Source organism: Paenibacillus nuruki, assembly GCF_963311185.1.
Classification (GTDB): domain Bacteria; phylum Bacillota; class Bacilli; order Paenibacillales; family Paenibacillaceae; genus Saccharibacillus; species Saccharibacillus nuruki.
Genome location: NZ_OY725677.1, coordinates 4478122 through 4502875 on the forward strand (window position 1 = coordinate 4478122; position 24754 = coordinate 4502875).

A 24754-nucleotide genomic window follows, 5' to 3' on the forward strand; every position below is an offset into this window, starting at 1 on the left:
TCTGCCGTTTATACTTTTTACTGTATATTATAATGTGTTGATAAATTGCTCTAAACGATCCAATCCTTGCGTTAATACCTCTTGTGAATAAGCATAAGAGATTCGAATATACCCTTCTCCATACTCGGAAAAAGCATCCCCCGGAACTACAGCAACACCTGCTTCATCCAGTAAACGCAAAGCAAATTCCATCGAACCTATATTCAAATGAGCGATCGAAGGGAATAGGTAAAAAGCACCTTCTGGCTTAGTTAATGTCAGCCCCATAGCGATCAAGCGATCATATACATAATCACGTCGTTGTTGATATTCCTTTTTCATCGGAATGGCATCATCTATACCTTGAGTAAGAGCTTCTAGAGCAGCATATTGACTGACTGAACTTGCACAAGTGACATTGTATTGATGTACTTTAATCATGTGCTGGGTGAGTGTAGCAGGTGCAAAAGTAAAGCCAATCCTCCAACCAGTCATCGAATGAGATTTGGATAAGCCGTTAATCACAATCGTTTTGTCACGCATACCGTCACATAAAGAAATCGATTGATGAGGGGTATCATAGATCAATTCACTGTAGATTTCATCGGAAATGACAAATACTTCACGTGCTTGCAATAAAGTAGCGATCTCCTGTAATTCGGTAGCACTCATTACCCGTCCGGTAGGGTTAGAAGGATAACCTAAAATAATCGCTTTCGTCCGTGTAGATAGATGTTTTTCGATCAAATCGGCTGTTAATTTGAAATCGGTTGAACGGGTGTCTACATAGATAGGAACACCGCCGGATAAGCGAATAAGCGGTTCATAGCCTGGATAGATGGGCCCCGGTAAAATCACTTCATCGCCCGGTGTAATTAGCGTTCGTAACGTAATATCCAATGCTTCACTAGCTCCATTGGTAACAATCACTTCATCATTAGGATTATAATTTTGTCCGTATTTCTGTCTGACAAAATCAGCTGCTGCTTGTCGTAACGCAGGTAGACCGGCATTAGGTGTATAGACTGTTTTGCCATCGTTCATAGCCACGCCAGCGGCATCAATAATATGTTGAGGGGTTGGAAAGTCAGGTTGACCGATAGTCAGTGAGATCGCATTGGGGTATTGCGCAGCGGCATTAGCAATTTTACGAATACCACTGATTTGAATATCTTTGACCGATGCATTCAATAAATGTTCCATAATAAGATTCCTTTCATCAACCATAATATGTATATCATACTCTATCTAAATCATAGACGAAAAGAGGATCAGCGAACAGCAAAAACACCTAATAGAATGTTCTATTAGGTGCTTGGCTGGGATGAGTTAATTTAAAGTATACGTGTAGTGAGTCGAATCATATTGAGGGCCTGATTTCTCATAAGTGAACCAGTACTCCACTTTTGTGCCTGTGCTAAGTCCAGTGACACTCTGTTTCCATGTGCCTGAACTGTTGGTCATACGGTAATTTTGCTGTGATCCACCATTGATTTTGTAGTGGATATCGACATACTTGGCATCCGTTACAGGCTTGATATTAATACTGATTGCTGTAGCAGACACTTTCGTCACACCTGCTGTGTAGTCTGCGGTCGTGTGATCACCAGTCCCTGTTCCTGGATCAGGAGTCGGTGTAGTTGGGTCTGTAGGTGTTGGTGGATTGGTTGGATTGCCGCCTGTTAGATATTGCCCTGTAAATGGATTGAAATGGGCAAGGGATAAGATTAACCATCCTGTACTGGATACACAGTTTTGCTGCGCCATCACCCAGTAGCTATTGCTTGTGCCTTTAAGAGAATACGGAATACCGCCAAGTGAAGCTCCACTTGTTCCTTGTTTTTTGATAATTTCAGTGTTGATAGCGTTCGCTTTGGAGACATCGCCTTTCATATAATAAGCCAGCGACATAAAGGCTGATCCTTCAAACCACACGTCTGCTCCTGTATTACCAATCTGATTACCATTATCGTCATAAGCAGGCTTCACTTCATCGGTCCAATCGAAATCATAACCGGTTAATGTATTGCCAGCGTCATTATACGTCAATGTCTGTTTGTAACGTGGATTCGCCAGTGTACCGGGAACACCATTTGCATTTTCAACATAATCTAGACTTGCTCCATAATTGTGAGTCCCTGTGGTTCCAAGTGCTAATACAGCCCACGGATTCACATCTAGCGGAAGCTTAGGATCGATCAAATTGGTGTCATTTTTCCAACCACCGGTAAAGCGTTTGTTGGCATCGTCCCATACTTTATTATCAAGGAAGTTTTTGACTTTAGTCGCAGCTGCATTATATTTGGCTGCTTTGGTCGAATCGACAGACGCATAATATTGCAACACACGATAGATATCAATATTGTGCTCGGTAGAGCTCCACGGTTCATTGGAATTGCTCCATGCACTCCAACCGCCTGCTACACCGCCATTGGCTTGTTGATACTGTAGAGACCAATCTAGCGCTTTGATTGCCATAGGGCGATAGCGAGTATCATTGTATTGTTTTTCATACGCCATTGCCGCCATTGCCATCCATACAACAGGTCCTACATGTTCGCGAATTTCTTCGCCTGCACCGTTATTATACCAATATGAATTCAGCCAGTAGCCTGTAGGATCTTGAATATCTCGCATTTTGTTGAGTACTTTCTCAGCACGAACCCGTTCCCCTTTGACGATAAAAGCTATTGCGGCTACCGCCTGATCATATGTGTATACGATCTGTTTCGGATTGTTAGGTCCCCAGAAATCTTCAAAACTATCTACTAATCCGTCAAAAGCCAGTCCTGCTGTAGCATCTTGTTGCGTTTCTAACCATGTTAATGCCCGGTTAGAAGCATCACTTGCCGCATCTGCTCTCACAATGCCTGCTGATGGTAAAGTCGCCCCTACAACCAGTACTGCTGTGAGCAACAAGTGAGTGAATTTCTTTTTCATCAATATTCCTCCTCAAGGATAGTAGATAAATGAATCATAAAATGGGAAAAGGAAGGTTTGAATAGGCTATTTAAATTTCAATAAAGTAAAGTTCCAAAACCATCACTATTTTCCAGTATGTAACATTTATCTCACTCATTTTTACTTATGGAAGCGCTTACGTCAATATGGATAATCAAGGACTTAAGAAAGAGATTCTTGAAAAAGCAAAACTCCTACTCAAATAACATTGGCGTAGGAGTAGCTTGAAAAGGATAAGGGTTATACAAGAGGGCTAGGATAGATAGAGTAGCAAATAGATACCTTTTTTAAGGCAAACGTATGATATCAGTGATCAACGTAGTGCCAACCAATTTATTTTTATACATCGTATTTTTTCCTTGAGTGGGGGAGAAGCGAATACCAAAGTCACTTTTTCCATTGGATGTGATCGTGTTATAGGTCATCTTAGTTGCTGTTACTGTATTTTCGAGATCGATTCCGCCACTGTTACCTGTCCAATGATGAAGACGACCACGAATACGATAATAGGCGTTGTGAGACAGCTGGTTATTGTGGATTCGTAGATCCGAAGAACGAAGCACAATCATACCGGAAAAGTCGGTCTGACTAATATTATTACGCTGAATCTGTGTACGACTCCCCACTTGATCGAGTTCAATCCCAAAAGAACGTGTATCTTTAATGAAGTTATGATCGATCAATAATCCTGTGTACAGAGCAGTTGTAGGCACAGGATGTTCTAGATTAGCAGACGCTCTTATGCCTGATCCCAATGAACGATAGATCTGGTTATCTCGAATGATATTGTCATACGCAGGCATGGAATAATGAATCCCTACACCGGGCGAATCGTTGATGATATTGGTAGACACTTCACTATTTCTGCACATATAAAAAGCCAACACAGCATGATGAAGAATATTGTCTTGTACTAATCCATTTTTTTGTAATGAAAAGGATAATCCGTCACCTGCATAATGAGAATAGACTTCATTGCGCAAAAATTGATTGCCTTGATCGAGTGTACCTGATTCGACAGCGGCAAGTGTATCTTCACCTGCTTTCACCGAAGGACCTGCAAAATACACAGCAAAAATCGTCTTGGAACCTTGAAAAAGGGAATCTTGAATCATCACTTCATTGGCATCGGCAACCACCAGTGCGGCTCCTGCATTGTTCGTATATGTATCAAGGGTAAGGTTGGAAATATGAACATGATCTGCACGAATCACCAGTAGATCACGTGGGGCTTGATTCTGGCGAATAATCACACCATCTCGTGATTGTCCACGTATGGTCGTTCCGTCCAGTTCAATTTGAAGAGTCGTATTTACATTATAGATTCCGTTACGTACAAAAATATGAAGGGCTTGCGCATCAATCGCTTGTTGTAGAGATACATAATCCCCTTCTCCTGAAGCATCTACAATACTTTCATAACTTTCATTGGCAAAAGGAATAGAAGAATCCGCATAGGAGTGTGGAGCAGCTATAGATAGTAGAAATAATGTAAGCAGACAAAGGATGAATACCTTAATCCGTTGATGTATAAAAGTTGTATGCAGATGAATTCCTCCTTGTGATATTGTATAGTCGCTGTAATACATAGATGGATCAAATAAAGTGTAAGGATAGAATTAGTATGACTTAGGAGCTATTATTTCTTTTATTGTAAGGCTTTTGACTGATAATGTAATTGCAATTCTGGTGGTTTTCTTTATAATTGCATTGAACCTTTATTTTATAGGTATATGGATAGAGTATTCGGAATGGCAAATAGTACCGATCTATACGATGGTATTTGGTCTATTGGATAGCTGGTTAGGTAGAAAACGTAAATTATGAAGTATATCGTAATCCAATCTTAAGAATTGCGGATTGGATTTTATTTATGTTCAGCAGATATCTATTTAACATTGCGTATACAATACTTTAATCGTTACAACATCTATTGGTTATAATAAAGAATAGAGGTTATTAAAGGAGGCTGTTATGGGGGACAATACAATTATTCGTTTTGATGGAGTATCGAAGCGCTATGAAGATGGAACAGTAGTGCTCGAAAATATAGAATTTGAGGTAGAACGAGGTAAATTTTATACCTTACTCGGTCCTTCCGGTTGCGGGAAAACCACGATTTTGCGTATGATCGCTGGCTTTACTGAACCGACAGGAGGTTCGATTTATTTTAACGGACAGGTCATCAATAAAGTGCCTGCCAATAAACGTCAAGTGAATACGGTATTTCAAGATTATGCACTCTTCCCCCATTTGAATGTATTTGAGAATGTGGCTTTTGGATTGCGGATCAAAAAAATGAAAAAAGATGCAGTAACCGCCAAAGTGAAAGAAGCTCTTCAGTTCGTCAATCTAGAAGGATATGAGCAACGTTCGATTAGCGAAATGTCAGGTGGACAAAAGCAACGGGTAGCGATTGCGCGTGCACTGGTGAATGAACCGGAAGTCTTACTACTGGATGAGCCATTGTCTGCATTGGATCTCAAATTGCGTACTGAAATGCAGTATGAACTGCGTGAAATTCAGCAACGTTTGGGGATTACGTTTATCTTTGTTACCCATGATCAAGAAGAAGCGCTGGCGATGTCTGATGAGATTTTTGTTATGAACAAAGGGAAAATCGAACAAAGTGGAACGCCAAATGATATCTACGATGAGCCGATTAACCGCTTTGTCGCTGACTTTATCGGAGAATCGAATATTGTTCCAGGACGTATGATCGAAGATTTCTTAGTGGAATTTAACGGCAAAAGATTCCATTGTGTCGATCAGGGGCTACGTGATAATGAAAGTATTGAAGTCGTGATTCGCCCTGAAGATTTGGAACTCACAACTGTGGAAAAAGGCAAGCTTAAAGTGCGTGTCGATACCCAATTATTCCGTGGTGTTCACTATGAGATTAGTTGTTATGATGATTCCGGTCATGAATGGTTAGTACATTCAACTCGTAAAGCCGATCCGGGCAGTGAAATTGGGCTGGATTTTGAGCCGGAAGCGATTCATGTTATGCGTTTTGGAGAAAGTGAAGAAGACTTTGATCGTCGCCTTGAAGGTTATGAAGAAGGTGGGGTCTATGCAGGCTAATACACGCAGCATCTATATGCTGCCTTATTATATCTGGATCGTGTTATTTGTTATCGCACCGGTGGTGCTTGTAGGGTATTATTCTTTTTTTGATGTCGATGGTAATCTGACACTTCAGAATTATCGGACCTTTTTTACACCAACGTATTTGCAAATGACAATTAGCTCGTTCTGGTATGCGTTTTTAGTGACGTTGTTTTCACTATTAGTCGCGTATCCTGCGGCGTATCTGTTAACTCGCACCAAGCATCGGCAATTATGGATTTTGCTGATTATTTTGCCAACATGGATTAATCTATTGCTCAAAACGTATGCGTTTATCGGGATTTTTGGAACGTATGGTCCGATCAATGCATTACTAGGTACACTTGGATTTGGAGAACAGCAATTATTGTTTAATGCGTCTAGTTTTGTTTTTGTATCCGTATATATTTTTATTCCATTTATGATTTTGCCGATCTACAATGCACTGGAAGAAATGAATCCTACACTGGTATCTGCGGCACGTGATCTGGGTGCATCGGGTTGGATGACCTTTAGACGGGTGATTTTGCCGTTAACGATGGCTGGTGTGAAATCAGGCTGTATGGCGGTCTTTATTCCATCACTATCCCTATTTATGATTACACGTCTGATTGCAGGGAATAAAGTGATTACACTGGGTACAGCGATTGAACAGCATTTCCTTGTCACACAAGACTGGGGCATGGGTTCTACTGTAGCAGTAGTCTTAATTATTGCGATGGCTGTGATTATGATTCTAAGTGGCGGCTTCGGCAAGGAGGTACGTCATGACTAATAAAAATGGTTGGGGTAATCTGTATCTTGTTTTTGTATTTGCTCTATTATATGCACCGATTCTATATCTAATGTATTACTCATTCAACAGTGCAGGTAATATGCATGAATTTGAAGGATTTACATGGGAATGGTATGCCGAAGTATTTCAAGATACACGATTGATTATTATTGTCATTAATACGCTAGTGATTGCGTTGTTATCTTCAACAATTGCCACGATGATCGGGATTATCGGAGCGCTAGCTATCGATCGGATTCGTCGTCGCCGTCTCAAAGATACGCTGTTGTCGCTGAATAATGTACTCATTGTGAGTCCTGATGTGATTATTGGTGCGTCTTTTCTAATCTTATTTACGATGATTGGGATCAAATTAGGATTTGCTTCAGTATTGATCTCGCATATCGCATTCAGTATTCCGATTACCGTACTGATGATTCTGCCAAGATTGCAAGAAATGAGCCCTTCTTTGATTGATGCGGCTCGTGATCTAGGAGCAAGTCGTCGTGATGTGTTAAGCAAAGTTATTTTGCCATTTATTAAGCCGGGCATTTTTGCAGGATTTTTTATGGCATTTACGTATTCGTTAGATGATTTTGCTGTGACCTTTTTTGTAACAGGGAATGGATATTCGACACTATCGGTTGAAATTTATTCTCGTGCTAGACAAGGGGTTGCGTTATCAATCAATGCGTTATCTACGCTGATCTTCTTATTTACGGTGATGTTGGTAGTTGGTTATTATATGATCAATCGCCGGGCTACCAATAAGCCACGCCGCGAAGAACCGATCGCAGTAGGAGGTCCAAGATGAAGACTCTTACACGGATGTTTCTCAGTATTATCGTGGTCGCTCTGATCTTGATGTATACCGCATCACGCTTGAATGTGAGCGAAGGCTACTCCAGTGGAAATACGCTCACGATCTACAACTGGGGTGACTATATTGATCCAGATATTCTAGATCAATTTCAAAAAGAAACAGGCATTACCGTAATCTATCAGACGTTTGATTCTAATGAAGCGATGTTGACAAAGATTGAGCAAGGCGGAACGACATTCGATGTAGCGATTCCGTCAGATTATGCGATTTCCAAAATGCGTGAAGAAAATCTATTAATTCCGCTTGATCATAGCAAATTGCCGAATTTGAAAAATATTGATCCTAAATTTATGAATCAATCGTTCGATCCTAATAACAAGTATTCTGCACCTTACTTCTGGGGAACCGTTGGAATTGTCTACAATCCCAAGTTAGCCCAAGGGATCAAGTTCGATAGCTGGGACGATCTCTGGGATACTAAGCTACGTAATAATGTATTGCTAACAGATGGTGCTCGTGAAGTGATCGGGATGTCGCTTAACAGTCTGGGGTATTCGCTTAATGATACGAATGAGCAACATTTACAACAAGCATTAACCAAGCTCAAAAAGTTGACCCCTAACGTCAAAGCGATTGTAGGCGATGAGATCAAAATGTTGCTGGCAAACAACGAAGCCGCGGCAGGTCTAGTCTTTTCGGGAGATGCGTCTGAGATTATGGATCAGAATGCTGATTTGGATTTTGTCGTTCCCAAAGAAGGTACAAACTTATGGTTCGATAATATGGTTATTCCCAAAACAGCCGCCAATGTCGATGCTGCACACAAATTTATCAACTTTATGCTAGATCCCAAAATCGCCGAGCAAAATACAGAGTATGTAGGCTATTCTACACCGAATGCCAAAGCACTCAAGTTATTGCCGGAAGACATTTCGAGTGACGAACGCTTTTACCCGCCACAAGAACTAACAGATAAGCTTGAAGTGTATGATAATCTGGGCAAAAAAATGCTGGTACATTATAATGAGTTGTTTTTGCAGTTTAAAATGAATAAGTAGTGATATCCTGAGCTGTCCTTTAAAGGGCAGCTTTTTTTGATGTTGGCAAAATAAAGAAATACATAAGAAAAGTGAATACCTTGAAAATACAAACTATAAATCTTAATTTCACACATTGTTAAAAGTAAGCGCTAACATCATAATAAAGTCATAAACCGTACGTTTTGTACAAATTATCCAATAAGGGGGATATTAAAAGATATGAAAATGCCAAGCAAAACAGTTGCTCTGTTATTAGCAGGTGCACTGGCGTTCGGACTTGCAGGTTGTGGTAACAGCGATTCAAGTTCAAGCGGTTCAGGAGCAAGTGGAGACAGTGGGGACAAAACAAAGATCACGTTCCAAAATATTTATCCTGATCCAACCACACCAACCTACAAAATGATTCACCAGATCGTCGATCAATATGAGAAAGAACATCCAAATATTGATATCGAACTGGATACGCTAAATACAGATCAACAAAAATTAAAACTTAAAACGCAAGCGGCTTCTAAAGAAATCCCTGATATCACGATTGTGAATCCAGCGGCTCAGATGAAACCGTATATCGATGCAGGCTTGCTTGCTCCATTGAATGATGTCGTTGACAAAGGCGGTCTAAAAGATACATATCAAGAAGGACTGCTTGATTATTACAGCAAAGATGGAAATGTGTATGCACTTCCAGATGGTAATAATATTGAAGTTGGTTTTTATAACAAAGCTTTATTCGCCAAAGCAGGCATCGCTGCTCCGCCAACGACATTCGATGAGCTACTTGCAGATGTGAAAAAGCTTAAAGATGCAGGTATCACGCCTATCGCAATCGGTGAGAAAGATTCATGGACAGGGTCATTCCTATTTATGAACATCTTGCTTCGTACTAACGGTGGACCTGGATTCTTGCAAGATGTAGCAGATGGCAAAAAAACATTTAACGATCCTGCCTTCGTCGAAGCTGTCGATGCTTTCCAAAAATTAGTTCAAGCAGGCGCTTTCCCTGAAGGTGCAACATCGATTGATGCTACAGCAGGCGGTAACATGTTCCGTACAGGTCAAGCGGCTATGTTCTTTATCGGAACATGGGAAACAGGCGCTAACGACGGTTCAACGATCGGTAAAGACGTGAGCGTATTCAAATTCCCTACGGTTAATGGTAAAGGAAATCCAGATGAGTTCATGTTAGCTCCAGGTAGTGCATTTGCCGTATCTGCGAACAGTGAACATTTAAAAGAAACCAAAGATTTCTTAAACTACTTTGCACTGAATTTACCTAAAGTATCGTTCGAATTGAAAAATGCGGTCGGTCTAGGTCAAAAAGTAGACGGTGACTTCAAAGCCGCTGGATATTCTCCACTTGCAATTGATGTACTGGATCTGTTCAAAAATGTAAAAGGTGGCGACTTGTCATTCGATAACACGATGAACCCAGCCGTATCTCAAGTCCATTTAAGCAGTATTCAAAGTTTATTTGTACAACAAGTGGATCCAAAACAAATTGCCCAAGAGCATCAAGCTGCATTTGAAGCGAATCCTTAAACTAACCTAGAGATAGATATGTGATATGTAGCAGCGAGGGGGCGTCAACAGCGTCCCCTTCGCTATGAGTAGAATAGGCCAAAGAGAGAAAATAAACTTTAGAGTTGGAAGGAGGGAGAAGCCATGAATGTACTAAAAGTACCTGCTCGCACAATTGCTATTTTTGTACTTCCTTGTCTGATCCTTTACATAGGAACAGTGTTTATTCCTATTCTGGTTTCTTTTTACACAGCGATGTTGGACTGGAATGGTATTTCAGATGCCAAGTTTGTCGGTCTGGCGAATTTCAAAACATTACTGTTTGATGATCCTAACTTCTGGATGTCTGTGAAGCGTACGATTATGTATGCTGTCTTTTCCATTATTGAGATCCCAATTTGTTTGTTGTTCGCTATCTTGTTGAATCGTTATATTCGCAAAGGAAATCGTTTGGTGACGATCTATTTTGTTCCTGTTATTTTGTCTAACGTTATTTTGGGACAATTGTGGAAAACGATCTACAATCCGGCTTCGATGGGCGGGATGTTAAATGGAGTATTGATCAAGCTAGGTCTGGATAGCTGGACACATAGCTGGTTGACGGAGCCTGCGATTGCGATGTATGCAATCTACTTTGTATCGTTGTGGCAGTACTTTGGTTACCATCTGTTGATCCAATTTACAGGGGTACAGAATATTCCAGACGAAATCTATGAAGCTGCCAAAATTGATGGAGCCGATGGATTCAAAGCAGACCGTTATATTACATTCCCGATGGTAGTGCCTATTTTCAAAATCTCGGTGGTGCTTGCCTTTATTGGTTCACTGCAAGCCTTCGAGCTAGTCATGGTTATGACCGGCGGTGGCCCTGCACATGCGACCGATACGATAGCGACACATATGTATAATATGTCGTTCTTATCTCAGAAGTACGGGTATGGTAGTGCTGTAGCGACATTCCTTGTTATTTTCTGTCTAGTCATCACCGTAGTGATCAATGGTGTATTTAACAAAATCGAACGTAAAGTGACGTAGAGGAGGAGAGCACGATATGAATAATGTGAAAAAATGGTTCGTGTATCTACTCTTCGCGATCCTGATCGTTACGCAATTGTATCCACTATTATGGCTAGTGATGTATTCACTCAAAACCAACGAAGAAATTCTAGGAGGTAGCTTTTTCGCTCTTCCGAATATTCCGCAGTGGCATAACTATGCAGATGCTTATACTTCAGGTAGCTATCTCAAGTATTTAGGCAACAGTGTCATCGTTACAGCGATTAGTTTGTTTGCTGTTATTATTTTCAGCTCAATGACTGCATATGCGATTACTCGCTTTAAATGGAAATATGGTCAATATGTAATGTTGCTGTTTTTGCTAGGCATGATGATTCCACTACAAGCGACATTATTACCACTAATGATTATTTTCAAAAACTTAGACCTGCTTAATACACGCTGGTCGATTATTATTCCATACACAGCATTTGCTTTACCGATTGCGGTATTTATTTTAAGTGGATTTATGCGATCTATTCCGACGGATATCGAAGAATCTGCTTTTATGGATGGAGCAAGTGTGTACCGGATTTTCCGTAGTATTATTTTGCCGATCTCTGTGCCACCTGTGATGACGGTATGTATTCTAACCTTTATCAATATCTGGAATGAGTATATTGTAGCGGCGACTTTTATTTCATCCGAAGAACTCAAAACGTTGCCGTTCGGGGTGTATACCTTTGTCAGTCAGTATTCAGTCAATTACGGAAATATCGGAGCATTTCTTGTCATGGGTGCGTTACCGGTTATTATTTTCTACTTTATTCTGTCTGAACGTATCACAAAAGGAATGGTTGCAGGAGCAGTAAAAGGATAATTACCAAAAGCTACACAAAACTATTTTGCCAGAAGCTACCTTTATTGGTACTATCTCTGTATAGGGACTTGGCGGTAATCATGAAGAGGAACCAATCCTTTTTATGGTTACCGCCCTTTGGCTTTTTAGCGAACCTTGTAGAAAGGAGCATTCCACCGTGTCACGAAGCTTACATTCGATTCATAATCGGTTATTTATTTTGTTTTTGTTCTGTATGGCTGGGATTGTGTTGTTAGTAAGCATCCTTTTTTATAACCGTACAACGACTCAATTTCATGAAAAGCTAGGCGAGATTGCACAGAAAAATGTATCACAAACGGTGGGATTGCTTGATCTTCTGCTGGGTAGTTATGATAGCCTTTCCAAATCAATTAGTGCCAATGTAGATATTGTGCGTCTGCTCGGTCAGAAGTCAGCAAGTTCGCCGCAAGTGGAGTACATTAATCAGAATTACATTACAACGATTATGGGTGCGATTTACTTTTCACGGGATGATCTAGTAGGAATTCATGTGATCGGTGAAAATGGCAAAATCTACGATTATAGCAATTCGATGAATGTGATCGATCCTGAATATACAAAATCGTCATGGTACCAGCAGATTAGTGGGTCGTCCGGTCAGATGGTATGGCTAGGCGTGTTTCCTCATTCGATTATCGATCAGGTGGAAGATCAGCCTGTGTTTGCTTTCGGTCGCCCTATTTTCAATCTCAACGAGCAACATCAGATAGGAATCGTATTGATCGAAGCACGAGCAGATACGTTTTTAACAGCAATGAATAATCTGAAATTAGGGCCTCATAGTGAAGTGAATATTGTAACAGGCGATGGCAAACATATCCCAACTTCGATAGAACCGAACAGTAAGCCTGGAACGATACCACCTCATATTTCACTTCCTCAGATTCCCGGTCAGGTCAATGTACAGCAGAATAATAGCCGTCTGATTGCCGCTTCCAAGCTGGGGACCACCAATTGGACAATCGTCAGCTCCACACCAGATCGTGATCTCAATGTCGAACTGACTCAGACCAAGCGTTATCTATTTATTGTGGTCACGGTGCTGATTGTGGTCTCTGCGCTGATCGCTTTTATCGTTTCCCGTACGATCTCTTCGCCACTCAAGCGATTGATTCGAGAAATGAAGCAAGTGGAAAATGGGAATTTTCGTGGCATGGTGACTGTCACCTCTTACGAAGAAATCAATTCACTTGTATTATCTTTCAATCATATGGTCGCGCGTATCGAAGAACTGATCGAACGGGTCAAAGTCTCTTCGGTCAGTGAAAAGAATGCCGAGCTTCATGCGCTTCAATCACAGGTTAATCCTCACTTTCTCTATAACACACTGGATATGATCTACTGGATGCTCGATGAAAAAGGAAATGATGAGCTGGGCGATGTGGTGCTATCGTTATCGCATATGTTCCGTTATAGCAGTCATTGGGAAGACCATGCACTGGTTACGTTACGAGAAGAGATCGAACAGATCAATCATTATCTGACGATTATTCTGATCCGACTGGATGGTCGGTTAAGTGTAGAGATTGATGTCGAAGAGCAGTGGATGGATCTTCATGTGCCGAAGATGTTGCTACAACCGATTATCGAAAATGCGGTCAAACATGGCTTAGAAGCATTAGATCGACCGGGCATTTTGCGAGTGAGAGCGATACCGGATCGCAAATACCTCAATATTATTATTTCAGATAATGGTAAAGGCATGAATGAGTCTACCTTGGAGCGACTGCGAGATTCATTACTTCGTCCAACCGATCCTGTACATCGTGAACGGAAAAGTATTGGCTTGCAAAATCTACATCAGCGGTTGTCTCATATGTTCGGGATTACTCATGGTATACAGATCGAGAGTTCTCTTGGAACAGGGACAGCGGTCAAATTAGTGCTACCGTTATCTGATCAATCTTCTCCTCTATCCTTGTCTGCGCAGACGATAGATTCTGAATATTCAGATCAACCTATTTCGATCCATAAAGGAGGTATTGTTCGTGCACATTCTGATTACAGACGATGAAAGTTATATCCGTGAAGGGATCAAGCGTACCATCGAAAGTGTTTTTCCTAATTATCATGTTCATCTAGCATCTTCTGCGGAAGAAGCGGTATTGATGATGAGCCAGCATCGGATCGATATTATTCTGACCGATATTCTGATGCCCGGTATTAACGGTCTCGAATTGATGCGTATCTCCCGTCACAGTCAGCCTCAAGCGAAATGGATTGTCATCTCGGCGCATTCCGAGTTCTCTTATGCGCAACAAGCATTGCATCTAGGAGCAAGAGATTATCTACTGAAACCGATCGGCAAAAAGAAACTGATCGAACTTATGGAATCGCTTACGATTGAGATCCGTCAGGAAAGAGTCGTCTCCAAAGGAGAAGCAGCGCTCAAAGATGGATTGAATTACTTGCGTGAAGCAGTGTTTCAACGGTTAGCGGCAGGACTCAGTATGGGCAAAATCAGTCTGGATACCTTTATCGCTGATTATCCCGAATTTCATCTGCTTCTGGTTAAAATGGAACAAGATGAGCACAGTACCCATCTGGAACATTTTATCGTGGAAAATGTATTAAATGAATTGATCGATCAGTCAGGTCAGGGGTTCGTCGTGAGCTTTGATCGCAATAGTCTGCTGGGCTTAGTCACCTTGCATGCTCATGTACAGATCGAGCATTTGTTAGAGCCATTGCAAGGGCATTTGCATAAGTATTTGAAAGTTCCTTTTTCCACCAGACACTCGGGTCCTCACCATGAGATTGAACATGTGGCTGTTGAAGTCAATCGACTACGTGAAGAGAAAATTCAACAAATCGATGCGCCAGAAGAAGGAAGCAGTAGCGATCAGGCGATTCAAGTGGCGCTACAGTATATTCGCGCTCATTTTAACGAAGAATTATCTTTAGAAAAGGTAGCGGCTGTTGTATTTCTGAATCCGATCTATTTCAGCCAGTTGTTCAAGCAGAAAACAGGGCAAGGGTACAAAGATTATGTCATCTGTCTGCGGATGGAACAAGCCAAAGTGCTATTGCACAATCCCAAGCTCAAGCTGGCTGATATTGCAGAACAGATCGGCTACACCAATGTCGGTCATTTTACACAAGTGTTCCGCAAAAAATTCATGGTGACTCCGACAGAGTATCGGATGCAGGAAAAAATCTTGAATACGTGAGTGTGATTGGATCACTAAAAGTTAATCAACTCAATATAGAATAGACAAAAACCTAACTTCATTTAGAAGTCAGGTTTTTTATGTGTAATGTTCTTATTTGATAAAAAATGAAAAATACCAAGTCTAATAAGCCAATCCTACCCGATATCCAATGTAACGAGGATCGCTTAATTGCTGATAAGTGAAATAGGCTGTATCTCCTGTCGAAATAGATGCTCCACCTTCAGGCAAAACATCTTGCTCATCACGATAGACACCGGTGTAATCTCCATCGGGCAAGTACGTCGGACAGACCACTGTCCAGTCTAGCTCGGAATCTCGCAAAGTCTCATACATCATCCGGTGTTCTTCCGCAGCACGGGTGCTTTTCCGCTTGGATTCAGAAGATTCATAGCGGTACTTATCGGCTTCAATACGGCTTTGTAAAATACCTGCTGTCCCGACTGTAATAATGCGCGCAATCGACTGCTTCTGCATCAGCTCAGCAATCATCGGCGTGCTGACAGATAACGTATTCGTTTTATCGGTATTCAGTGTACTGATCACAGCTTGTACCCCGTCTAACGCCGTATAAAGGTCACTACTGTTCAATACATCACCCATGATAACACGCAGACTTGGAATCTGTTCGTGGATAGGTAAAGAGTGATTGATCGCTGACATATTTTTAGAAGAGTCTACCAAATCCTCTGCATATTCTGCCAATTGCACATTTAACTTATCCAGAGAACGCACCAATACGGCAACTTCGTGTCCATCTTGAAGTGCATATTGCAAAGCGAATCGTCCGACACGTCCGGTAGCACCAAGCAGTAATATACGCATTAGTTACTCTCAGCGTTTTTCCAGTTTTGCTCACAAAATGCTGCTAATTCTTGTTCTTCCTCTTCTTCTAGGTCGAAATCAAGCACACGTTCTGTGCCTTTTTCCATAATATCGTAGCTCACAATACCATTGCCTGTTTCTTGGACTTTATAGATTGCACGAATATATAGACCATTTACGGAGTAAATATCATCTTCTTCATCCACTTCAAAATCGATAAAAAATTCATAGCGTTTGCCTACCAAAATCTCAAAAGGGTCTTTAATCATTTCTACTTGATAACTGGTAATATCCATAATTCTATTCCTCCTGCATCCTTAGCGATGCGATTATATTATTCTAGTGATGTGGTATACATATAAAGTGCACTGTCATTGCTCAGTGCCGTCTTATTATAGCACGATTGCCGGAAAGTAGAGGATAGGGAAAGTGTGCTTCTTTTAGATTGAACAAATGTTTAATGTCTATTGAACAATTGTAAAAAGCATTGTATACTCAAAAGATACATGACATGTCAGCTTTTTCGCAAGTGATCGTCATCCAGATTGGCTTAGAGGAGAGAAATGGAATGAAGGCTTTATCCAAAGGGCAGACTGCTCTGTTTTTAGCATTTTTGATCTTAATGTGGGGTGTGAACTGGCCCTTATCCAAGTTCGCATTAAATTATGCACCTCCTATTTTATTTTCCGGTATTCGGACATTGATTGCAGGGTTATTGCTATTGGTTGTCGCTTTACCACGTTTGCGTGATTTACGTTGGAAGCAGACTTGGAAAATCTATGCGATATCTGCAATTCTAAATATTATTTTGTTTTATGGCTGTCAGACTATTGGGATCGCTTATATGCCAGCTGGATTGTTTTCAGCGATTGTCTTTTTACAACCGGTATTGGTAGGCTTCCTATCCTGGTTATGGGTGGGCGAATCGATGAATCCGCTCAAAGCTGTCGGACTAATCTTAGGTTGTGCAGGTGTAGCTACGATTAGTGCAGGGGGCTTCTCAGGTTCTATTTCAGTGATCGGTATCGTATTGGCTTTGGCATCGGCAGTGAGCTGGGGTGTCGGAACTGTGTATGTGAAAAAAGTAGGCGACCGTGTTGATCCAATCTGGTTGGTGACTATTCAGTTGATTATGGGTGGAGTCGTGATGACTGCTGTCGGCACAGGAACGGAAAGCTGGGGAGACATTACGTGGAACGCTACGTTTATTGGTGTATTGCTGTTTATCTGTATTTTCGCAATCGCATTAAGCTGGTTATGTTTCTTCCGTCTTGTTGGTTCAGGTGAAGCAAGTACAGTGGGTTCATACACGTTCTTGATTCCGTTAGTATCTATTATTCTTAGTGTGCTCTTTATGGGCGAATCGGTAACGGTTAACCTGATTATTGGACTGGTATTGATCGTCATTAGTATTTTACTGGTCAATCGTACACCGAAAGAAAAATCAGGTCATACACCTGTTATGAATATCGATACCAAAGAAGTACATTCTTAATCCAATAGAAATATAAAAATAAAAAGACTCTTTGATTGAAGCTCATTCGATCAAGGAGTCTTTTTTGTATGGTCTTCTGTATTTAGCTAGAGGATTCTAAAGGTTCGGTCTGCAACTGTTGTTGTTTGTTAAACAGACTAGGAGCGATAAATAGACTAAGCAAAATACTTGTAATAATCGCTGAAGTCATCGTTGTAAAAACAATTAATAATTGAAAACGCACTGCTGTAATCGGATCTGCACCTGCGATAATCTGTCCGGTCATCATACCCGGTAATTGGACTAATCCCAGTGTTTTCTGACCATCAATAGTAGGGATCATACTGGAACGGACCGCGCTTTTGAGTACAGGCATTATCGCTTGTCTTGGCGTTCCTCCAAGTGATAGAAGGAGAATGATTTCCCGTTGTCGTAGTGTCACTTCAGAACGAAGTCGAGTGACTAATAAACTTCCCAGTATCATCGAATTTCCGATAATCATACCGCTGATCGGTATAATATAACGGGCAGTTGCTGGAATAATGTTGAAGCCTAACAATAATGCTTGTGTGACAATCTCGACAATCACTAATGTAATAAATACTTTGATCGTCATATACGGAACCGATTTTCCTTTTTTGGAAACATTCAGTGAAGCAACTGTAATCATCAACAATAAGAATAGACCGACGACCCATAATTGCTCTAAGCCGAAAATAAAATTTAACACATAGCCGATAATTAACAGTTGGATAGTAGCTCGTAATGTAGCGATCAGTACATCTTTTTCTAGCCCTAATTTGAAAGAGCGAGATAACACAACAGCAAAAAGTACAAAACACAAAGATAGCGTCAAAGCGATAATTGTCATTGGAGTTCACCTTTGATAAATTGCCGGGCTTCTTCTGTCTGTGGATGTGCAAAAAAGTCAGCGGTTGATCGCTGTTCTAACAATTGCCCGTTCATCAAAAACCATGTTTCTTGTCCAACACGTTGTGCTTGTTCCATCTGGTGAGTCACCCAGATCAAAGTGATCCCTGATTCTCGATTGATCTCTAATAACAGTTGTTCCACTTCTCGGACAGAAGAAGGATCAAGTGCAGAAGTGATCTCATCAAGCAATAAAATTTGTGGTTGATTAGCAAGTGTACGTGCGAGTGCTAAGCGCTGTTTTTGCCCGCCAGACAGGTCTTGTACATGTTGTGTGAGTAGACTTGAAGATAATCCGACTTGTTCCATAAGAGTCTCAGGATTGCCGATATCGATCCCGTGTAAGCGCTGAGCGGTCTGCAAATTATAAAGAGCAGTTCCTTGTACCATTGGAGCATCTTGGAACACAATGCCTACATTGCGACGTAGTTCAGTAATAGGCCAGCTATGTATATCTTTGCCTTGAATATATAATTGTCCGGTGTCTGGAGTGATCAGTAGATTGCAAAGCGATAGCAATGTGCTTTTGCCAGAACCAGAAGGCCCTACCAGTGTAGTAATTGAGCCTTGCTTGATATCCCCATCAATACGATCTAATACAGTCACCGTATGATTAGCATGTGCAAACGATTTGGTGATATGTTGAAATTGAACCGCACAAGCAGATGGATGTGATAATGTCATTCGTCGCTCCAACATCCTTTCGTAATCTTTCTAACGTACTCTTTTATTATAAATAGTTCTGCAACAATAGAAACATCCTCAGGTGTATCTTTTGGTATACTGATTTTACAGAAAATAAGAGTAAGTGTTGAAGGAGGATTGAAATGTCATTTTCAATCGTTGTTTTTCAGGGACCTAGTGCATCAGGTAAAAGCACATTACAAGCAAGACTGGGTGTACCCAAAATTGTAACATGGACATCCCGCCAACCTAGAGCGGGCGAACAAGATGGTGTTGATTACCATTTTGCGACTAGAGAGCAGATTGAACTCATGTTTCGTCAAGGATTGATGTTAGAAATGAGTGAATATCGCAATAACCTATATGGAACATCAATTAGCTCGATTGAAGATGCAGGCAAAGATGGACAGGTACGTTCAACTGTAATGGATGCACCCGGAGCCAAGCTAGTCAAAAACAAATGGGGCGACCGTGTATTGTTAATTGGTGTACTGGCCGATCGGGAGCAACTGGCAAAGCGATTGTTTGATCGTAAAGTTAGTATTGCTGAACAGGAACAACGGCTACTTAGTTATGATCAAGAAAAATCAGCATTATCTGCATGTGATCTGATTATTCATAACTCGGAAGGACAATTACGTACAGCTGAAAAGGTGATTGACTTTATTCGTGAAGGCATCACTCATGCTACACGTCAATAAGTAGATAACAGATAAACAGAAAGCCCCAAAACCATTACTCATGATTTTGGGGCTTTCTCTCAAAAAAATTATTTAAGGTTGTCTTCAGGCAATGAATTGTGAGATTGTGGCGGTGCCGGTTTTAGTTCTGGCTTCACGCTAAACGGTTCTGGCTTGCTGATTTTAAATTCATGACCATCCGGTGCTGGCCCGTTTATCCATTTCAGTTCTTTGCTACTTTCAGAATTCGTGTAAAGAGTATGAGAAAATTCGGTTGCTTCCCATTCTGGTGGAAGCGTTCCAGGTACAATTGGACCTTCTTTTGCTTCTAATTCTTTAATAGCCGCAAGCCACTGGTTTTGGTGCATGGTGTCGCGGGCTAATAAGAATGAAAACAAGTCTTTTACGCCTTTATCATCTGTCATGCTATAGAGACGGGCTACCTGCAAACGCCCTTGTGATTCTGCATTAACGTTGGCACGAAAATCAGCCAGCAAGTTGCCGCTTGCTACGATATATCCTGCGTTCCAAGGAACACCATTGCTATCTTTTGGAGAAGCGCCTAGACCGTGAACAATGGCGTGCTGAGGATTCATGCCGCCCATGATGGCTCCAACTATTGGATCACTTGCAGCTTTTTCCTGTTCATGAACAGGTGCCCCTTCAAGGAGTCTTGCCACCATCGTTGCGAGCATTTCAATATGCCCCAACTCCTCTGTTCCTGTATCCATCAGCAGATCTTTATATTTTTCGTTTCCTCTTGTACTCCACCCTTGGAATAAATATTGCATGGCAACTGACATTTCGCCGTATTGACCGCCGATCAGTTCCTGCACTTTTTTAGCAAAGACTGGATCTGGAGCATCCGGTTTTGCGTGATATTGCAGTTCTCCTGTGCGAAAAAACATAAATAAAACCTCCAATTTGATTTTAGTTTTTATCCTTAGAGCTCACTTGCCTTTGTTCTTTGGAATGGCATTTTTTGGATGCCTACCATCATCATTAGAGTCACTTCTACTTGCATGGAGTTATCGATTTTTAGTATTCAAATGTGCAGGAACAGATTCATTTTCTACAACATTCTGTTACTGGTTTAGATGGTTACCCATTCGCCTCAATCATTGATAACTCTGCAATTTATTTTTACCCAAATCATTCTTTTTAAAACCCATATTCTGTATTTTTTAGCTCATCTCAGCATTCTTTTTTATCGTTAGGTATGCTCCATAGATTCTACTCATATTTAATAATTCAAATAGAGCGTTCACAGATAAAAAGAGAAATTCGTCGTGAGTAACACGGCTTCACCTTTTAATATTTTGCTATTAACACAGCTATTACTTCTGGTAATAACACATATATAAACGAAAATAAGAGCTCTTTTACTTATTACTCTTTTGGCTCCAACAATAAGATGATGTAGCTTACATCGCTCTCAAAATTACAATCCAGCAAGATGTCCTTTGTTTCAGCTACTCGTTTATAACCGAATATTGTAGCCATAGAAAAAAACACCTCAGCATTGATTTACTGGTATTTTCATACCCGTTTTTCAACGAAAGGTGTTTTTACATATATCATGTATAACGCAAATTTATTCCGATTTCGGATGGCGTTCTTGCAATTCAAGCCAGATAGCAGCTAGATCGAGTTCACCTTTACCATTATTATTCGCTTCACGATACGTGCGATCTGCGGCTTCTGCAAGTGGCAATTGTAGGTTTAACCGCTTCGCTTCAGTAGTGAGTAAGCCCAAGTCTTTGGAAATTAGACTTAACATAAATGCCGCAGGGAATTCGTTATGGATAAACATCTCTTTTTTACCCGCTAATAGCGGAGTTGCTACAGCAGATTCACCGAACATTTCTAATACTTGTTCGCGTTGTAATCCAGAACGTTCAGCGATTAATAACGATTCTGCAATCGCTTGTGTAGAGATACCTAGCAATAAATTGATCGATAATTTGGCAGCACTACCGTTACCCACTTCACCGAAATGGATCGTTTTCTTCCCTAAAATATCAAAAAACGGTTGGCAAGCTTCGATCTCTGCCGTCTGACCGCCTGCGAGAATAACGAGAGTGCCTTGCTCTGCTGGCGCAACAGAACCAGATACCGGAGCATCGACATAGATTGCTCCTTTGGCTGATATCTGCTCGGCAAATTCTTTTGCTTCTTCTGGGCTGATCGTGCTCATATTGATCACATACGTACCTGCGCGAAGCTGACTCAGAATACCTTGTTCTCCGCTCAGCACATCGTCTATCGCTTCTTTTTTGGTCAGCATGATAAAGATGACTTCTGCTTGAGCGATGGCTTCTACAGGGGAAGCGTATAGTGTTGCTCCTGCTTCGGCTAAAGGTTGAGCACGCTCTATTGTACGATTGTATACCTGTACGTTATATCCTTCTTTGAGCAAATTGTGAGCCATAGGCAAGCCCATATGACCTGTGCCGATCCACGCTATATTCTTCATTATTGCCACTCCTTTGATGAGTATAAAATGATCTAATCGTGATGCTGATTTGTTTAAAGCTATTCTTTTGATGGTACTCATGTATGAATACCCAAATGATGTTCAACTTATGCTTTATTATAAATGGGTCTTCTTTATCCGACCATAACAGTTGACATTATCGCAACCTGTAACTATAATTGTTACATGTAAGGGTTAATGCATATTACAGCTTGATAGCTACACATATAGCAAGTACGTATTTCGTCGAATCATACACATTAAATGGAGGTTTTAGATATGAAAATCGCAGTTATTGGTGCAACAGGTAAAGCAGGATCATTGATCGTTGAAGAGGCTTTGAGCAGAGGACACGAAGTAACAGCAATCGTCCGTAACGCTTCTAAAGTACAACAAGATAAAGTGAATGTAGTTGAAAAAGAAGTATTGGATCTAACAACAGAAGATATTAAAGGCTATGATGTTGTAGTGAATGCATATGGTGCTCTGCAAGGACAAGAAGAATCTCATGTGACTGTAGGTCAATCGTTGATTGAGATTTTGAAAGGTGCTCCTGATACTCGTTTAATCGTAGTTGGTGGTGCAGGTAGCTTGTATGTAGATGATGCTCAAACCGTACGCTTAATCGATACACCAGACTTCCCGGAAGCTTACAAAGCAACCGCATCTAGCCAGGGCAAAAACTTGGATGATTTGAAATCATCTAGCGGTATTCAATGGACATTTTTAAGTCCTGCTGCCTTTTTTGATGCATCAGGTCCACGTACAGGTTCATACACAGCCGGTCAAGAAAAAATGATCGTTAATAATGAAGGCAACAGCTACATTAGCTATGCTGATTATGCGATTGCGATCGTAGACGAAGCAGAGCAAGCTGCACATGTGAACCAACGCTTTAGTGTAGTAGGCGAAGCGAAGTAATATTCTTTTCAAATAAAATAGATGTATGAAAATCTATAGATAGATTCAATCATCTGTACAATCACAAAAAACCTTTTTCCTTATCATAGGGAAGAGGTTTTTTGCAATCGTATTTCTCTATATTGATGCAACAAATACATAGCATTCCCTGTAAAAACCATATATAATAAGTGGAAAAACAATTCCGATCAGAATTGTAGGGAAAACGGTGGGATATTATGGGTAAGCATATCAAAGGCGTAACCTCCATCAAAAAAGCAGTCTATGACCGAATTGCGATGCAGGACGATATATCCAAAGCAGAAATTATGAATGAATTTCAGATGACTAGCAGTAGCCTTACTCGTCTGCTTGAAGAAATGACAAATGAAGGCTGGATTATGGAGTCTGGATTCGGTCAATCGACAGGTGGAAGACGACCGATTTTGTATCGGATCAATGCGAATTTTCGCTATATTTTTGGCTTAGATATTTCACGTATTTATTCCGTATTGGGGCTTTATGATATGCGGATGCAACCGTTAGCGATGGTGCGCTGGTCTATGGATGAGAGCATGACACCTGAGCGATTAGTCCAGCATGTACAGCAACAAGTAGAACAGATGTTATCTGAGCAAGGCATAGCCCATAACTTGGTGATCGGAATGGGTGTAGGTGCAGTAGGACCTCTTAGCCGTGAGCAAGGCAAAATACTTAATCCGCTTTACTTTGCAGCACCGGGTTGGAAAGACATTCCACTACGACGCTGGTTAGAAGAAGCGACAGGCTTATCAGTTACGCTTGAAAATGGAGCGAATACTGCACTTACAGGCGAGCACTGGATGGTGCGTGATGAACATATCCAACATATGTTGTATGTGCATGTTGGTACAGGTCTACGGTCTGCGATGATGTCTAATGGACACGTGGTGCATGGAGCAGTCGATATGGAAGGTTCGATCGGACAAATGATTATCCAGACGGATGGACCACGGCTTCATGGAGCAGGTAATTATGGAGCTTTAGAAGCTTTTGCATCCGTACAAGCGTTAGAGCAACAAGTCCGTGCTCGTAGCAAAATGGGGCGTTCTGTGTGGGACAGTCAGGTCGCCGTGAAGCCAGAAGCAATTAATTTCACAACATTAGTGCAGTCGTTAGAAACAGGCAATGATCATATCAAAGAAATCTTTGCTCAATCGGCGGCGTATATGGGGATTGGGTTAGCGAATCTGATCAATATTTTGCATCCGGAAAAGATTATTCTGGGTGGTGTGCTCATCAATTCACATGATTTGTTCTACAATACAGCGATTGCGGTCGCTGAGCAGAATATCTATTACTCCAATAGCTATCGACCTGTATTTTCAAAAGGATTGTTAGAAGAAAATGCAGTAGCTACTGGAGCCGCTGTTATGGTCTGGCACGAGATGGATCTGTAACAAACACAAGAACATACAAAAATAACCCCTAGCTTTCTTGGAAATATCTCAAGAAAATAGGGGTTATTTTTGATA

At 41.0% G+C, this 24754-nt stretch carries 22 protein-coding genes; 13 read left to right on the forward strand and 9 right to left on the reverse strand.

Annotated features, from left to right (window positions below):
* Positions 1-27 precede the first annotated feature (27 nt).
* The 3 genes from RCP16_RS19895 to RCP16_RS19905 all read right to left on the reverse strand — a co-directional run bounded on the left by RCP16_RS19895 (position 28) and on the right by RCP16_RS19905 (position 4529).
* Positions 28-1182: an aminotransferase A gene (locus RCP16_RS19895; protein ID WP_308641143.1), complete on the reverse strand. Its 1155-nt coding sequence runs from the start codon at positions 1180-1182 to the stop codon at positions 28-30.
* Between the two features lie 126 nt (positions 1183-1308).
* Complete coding sequence (locus RCP16_RS19900; protein ID WP_308641144.1) at positions 1309-2919, reverse strand: prenyltransferase/squalene oxidase repeat-containing protein; 1611 nt, start codon at positions 2917-2919, stop codon at positions 1309-1311.
* A gap of 308 nt (positions 2920-3227) precedes the next feature.
* On the reverse strand, positions 3228-4529 hold the full coding sequence (locus tag RCP16_RS19905; protein WP_308641145.1) for a right-handed parallel beta-helix repeat-containing protein: 1302 nt from the start codon (positions 4527-4529) through the stop codon (positions 3228-3230).
* A gap of 385 nt (positions 4530-4914) precedes the next feature.
* Here RCP16_RS19905 and RCP16_RS19910 point away from each other — a divergent pair, with 385 nt between their 5' ends.
* The 9 genes from RCP16_RS19910 (at position 4915) to RCP16_RS19950 (ending at position 15271) form a co-directional block, all read left to right on the forward strand.
* Positions 4915-6024, forward strand: coding sequence for an ABC transporter ATP-binding protein (locus RCP16_RS19910; protein WP_069325772.1), 1110 nt, complete (start codon positions 4915-4917; stop codon positions 6022-6024).
* Complete coding sequence (locus RCP16_RS19915; protein ID WP_069325771.1) at positions 6014-6823, forward strand: ABC transporter permease; 810 nt, start codon at positions 6014-6016, stop codon at positions 6821-6823. Before RCP16_RS19910 ends, RCP16_RS19915 begins: the two co-directional genes overlap by 11 nt.
* On the forward strand, positions 6816-7637 hold the full coding sequence (locus RCP16_RS19920; RefSeq protein ID WP_308641146.1) for an ABC transporter permease: 822 nt from the start codon (positions 6816-6818) through the stop codon (positions 7635-7637). Before RCP16_RS19915 ends, RCP16_RS19920 begins: the two co-directional genes overlap by 8 nt.
* Complete coding sequence (locus RCP16_RS19925) at positions 7634-8704, forward strand: ABC transporter substrate-binding protein (protein ID WP_069325769.1); 1071 nt, start codon at positions 7634-7636, stop codon at positions 8702-8704. Before RCP16_RS19920 ends, RCP16_RS19925 begins: the two co-directional genes overlap by 4 nt.
* A gap of 201 nt (positions 8705-8905) precedes the next feature.
* Entirely contained in the window at positions 8906-10225 is a 1320-nt protein-coding gene (locus tag RCP16_RS19930) for a sugar ABC transporter substrate-binding protein (RefSeq protein ID WP_137223965.1), read from the forward strand.
* Between the two features lie 123 nt (positions 10226-10348).
* Entirely contained in the window at positions 10349-11239 is an 891-nt protein-coding gene (locus RCP16_RS19935; protein ID WP_069325767.1) for a carbohydrate ABC transporter permease, read from the forward strand.
* A 16-nt stretch (positions 11240-11255) separates the two neighbouring features.
* Positions 11256-12080 (forward strand): carbohydrate ABC transporter permease, encoded by an 825-nt coding sequence (locus RCP16_RS19940; protein WP_069325766.1) that lies wholly within the window; start codon positions 11256-11258, stop codon positions 12078-12080.
* Positions 12081-12237: 157 nt separating this feature from the next.
* Positions 12238-14115, forward strand: coding sequence for a cache domain-containing sensor histidine kinase (locus RCP16_RS19945; RefSeq protein ID WP_371748130.1), 1878 nt, complete (start codon positions 12238-12240; stop codon positions 14113-14115).
* A complete protein-coding gene (locus tag RCP16_RS19950; RefSeq protein WP_308641147.1) occupies positions 14090-15271 on the forward strand; it encodes a response regulator in 1182 nt (393 codons plus the stop codon). The genes RCP16_RS19945 and RCP16_RS19950 overlap by 26 nt, the downstream gene beginning before the upstream one ends.
* Positions 15272-15394: 123 nt before the next feature.
* Here the strand turns inward: RCP16_RS19950 and RCP16_RS19955 are convergent, their stop codons facing one another.
* Both RCP16_RS19955 and RCP16_RS19960 read right to left on the reverse strand, forming a co-directional pair.
* Positions 15395-16096, reverse strand: a complete 702-nt coding sequence (locus RCP16_RS19955) for an NAD(P)-dependent oxidoreductase (protein WP_308641148.1) — start codon at positions 16094-16096, stop codon at positions 15395-15397.
* Positions 16096-16392, reverse strand: a complete 297-nt coding sequence (locus RCP16_RS19960; RefSeq protein ID WP_069325761.1) for a DUF6509 family protein — start codon at positions 16390-16392, stop codon at positions 16096-16098. The genes RCP16_RS19955 and RCP16_RS19960 overlap by 1 nt, the downstream gene beginning before the upstream one ends.
* A gap of 272 nt (positions 16393-16664) precedes the next feature.
* Between RCP16_RS19960 and RCP16_RS19965 the strand changes: the two genes are divergently transcribed.
* Positions 16665-17591 carry a DMT family transporter gene (locus RCP16_RS19965; protein ID WP_308642515.1) on the forward strand — a complete coding sequence of 309 codons (927 nt, stop codon included), beginning with the start codon at positions 16665-16667 and terminating at the stop codon, positions 17589-17591.
* A gap of 82 nt (positions 17592-17673) precedes the next feature.
* Here the strand turns inward: RCP16_RS19965 and RCP16_RS19970 are convergent, their stop codons facing one another.
* Together RCP16_RS19970 and RCP16_RS19975 are read right to left on the reverse strand one after the other, a co-directional pair.
* On the reverse strand, positions 17674-18441 hold the full coding sequence (locus RCP16_RS19970; RefSeq protein WP_069325759.1) for an ABC transporter permease: 768 nt from the start codon (positions 18439-18441) through the stop codon (positions 17674-17676).
* Complete coding sequence (locus RCP16_RS19975) at positions 18438-19184, reverse strand: ABC transporter ATP-binding protein (RefSeq protein WP_308641149.1); 747 nt, start codon at positions 19182-19184, stop codon at positions 18438-18440. Before RCP16_RS19975 ends, RCP16_RS19970 begins: the two co-directional genes overlap by 4 nt.
* Before the next feature lie 143 nt (positions 19185-19327).
* Here RCP16_RS19975 and RCP16_RS19980 point away from each other — a divergent pair, with 143 nt between their 5' ends.
* Complete coding sequence (locus RCP16_RS19980; protein WP_308641150.1) at positions 19328-19885, forward strand: guanylate kinase; 558 nt, start codon at positions 19328-19330, stop codon at positions 19883-19885.
* 68 nt (positions 19886-19953) lie between these two features.
* On the opposite strand, the gene RCP16_RS19985 is transcribed toward RCP16_RS19980, so the two are convergent.
* Both RCP16_RS19985 and RCP16_RS19990 read right to left on the reverse strand, forming a co-directional pair.
* Positions 19954-20772: a manganese catalase gene (locus RCP16_RS19985; RefSeq protein WP_137223936.1), complete on the reverse strand. Its 819-nt coding sequence runs from the start codon at positions 20770-20772 to the stop codon at positions 19954-19956.
* A 686-nt stretch (positions 20773-21458) separates the two neighbouring features.
* A complete protein-coding gene (locus tag RCP16_RS19990) occupies positions 21459-22340 on the reverse strand; it encodes an NAD(P)-dependent oxidoreductase (RefSeq protein ID WP_308641151.1) in 882 nt (293 codons plus the stop codon).
* 279 nt (positions 22341-22619) lie between these two features.
* On the opposite strand from RCP16_RS19990, the gene RCP16_RS19995 reads away from it, so the two are divergent.
* The gene (locus tag RCP16_RS19995; RefSeq protein ID WP_308641152.1) at positions 22620-23261 is read left to right on the forward strand and encodes an NAD(P)-dependent oxidoreductase; all 642 of its coding nucleotides are present in this window, start codon (positions 22620-22622) and stop codon (positions 23259-23261) included.
* 218 nt (positions 23262-23479) lie between these two features.
* Complete coding sequence (locus RCP16_RS20000; protein ID WP_069325753.1) at positions 23480-24679, forward strand: ROK family protein; 1200 nt, start codon at positions 23480-23482, stop codon at positions 24677-24679.
* Positions 24680-24754: the final 75 nt, after the last annotated feature.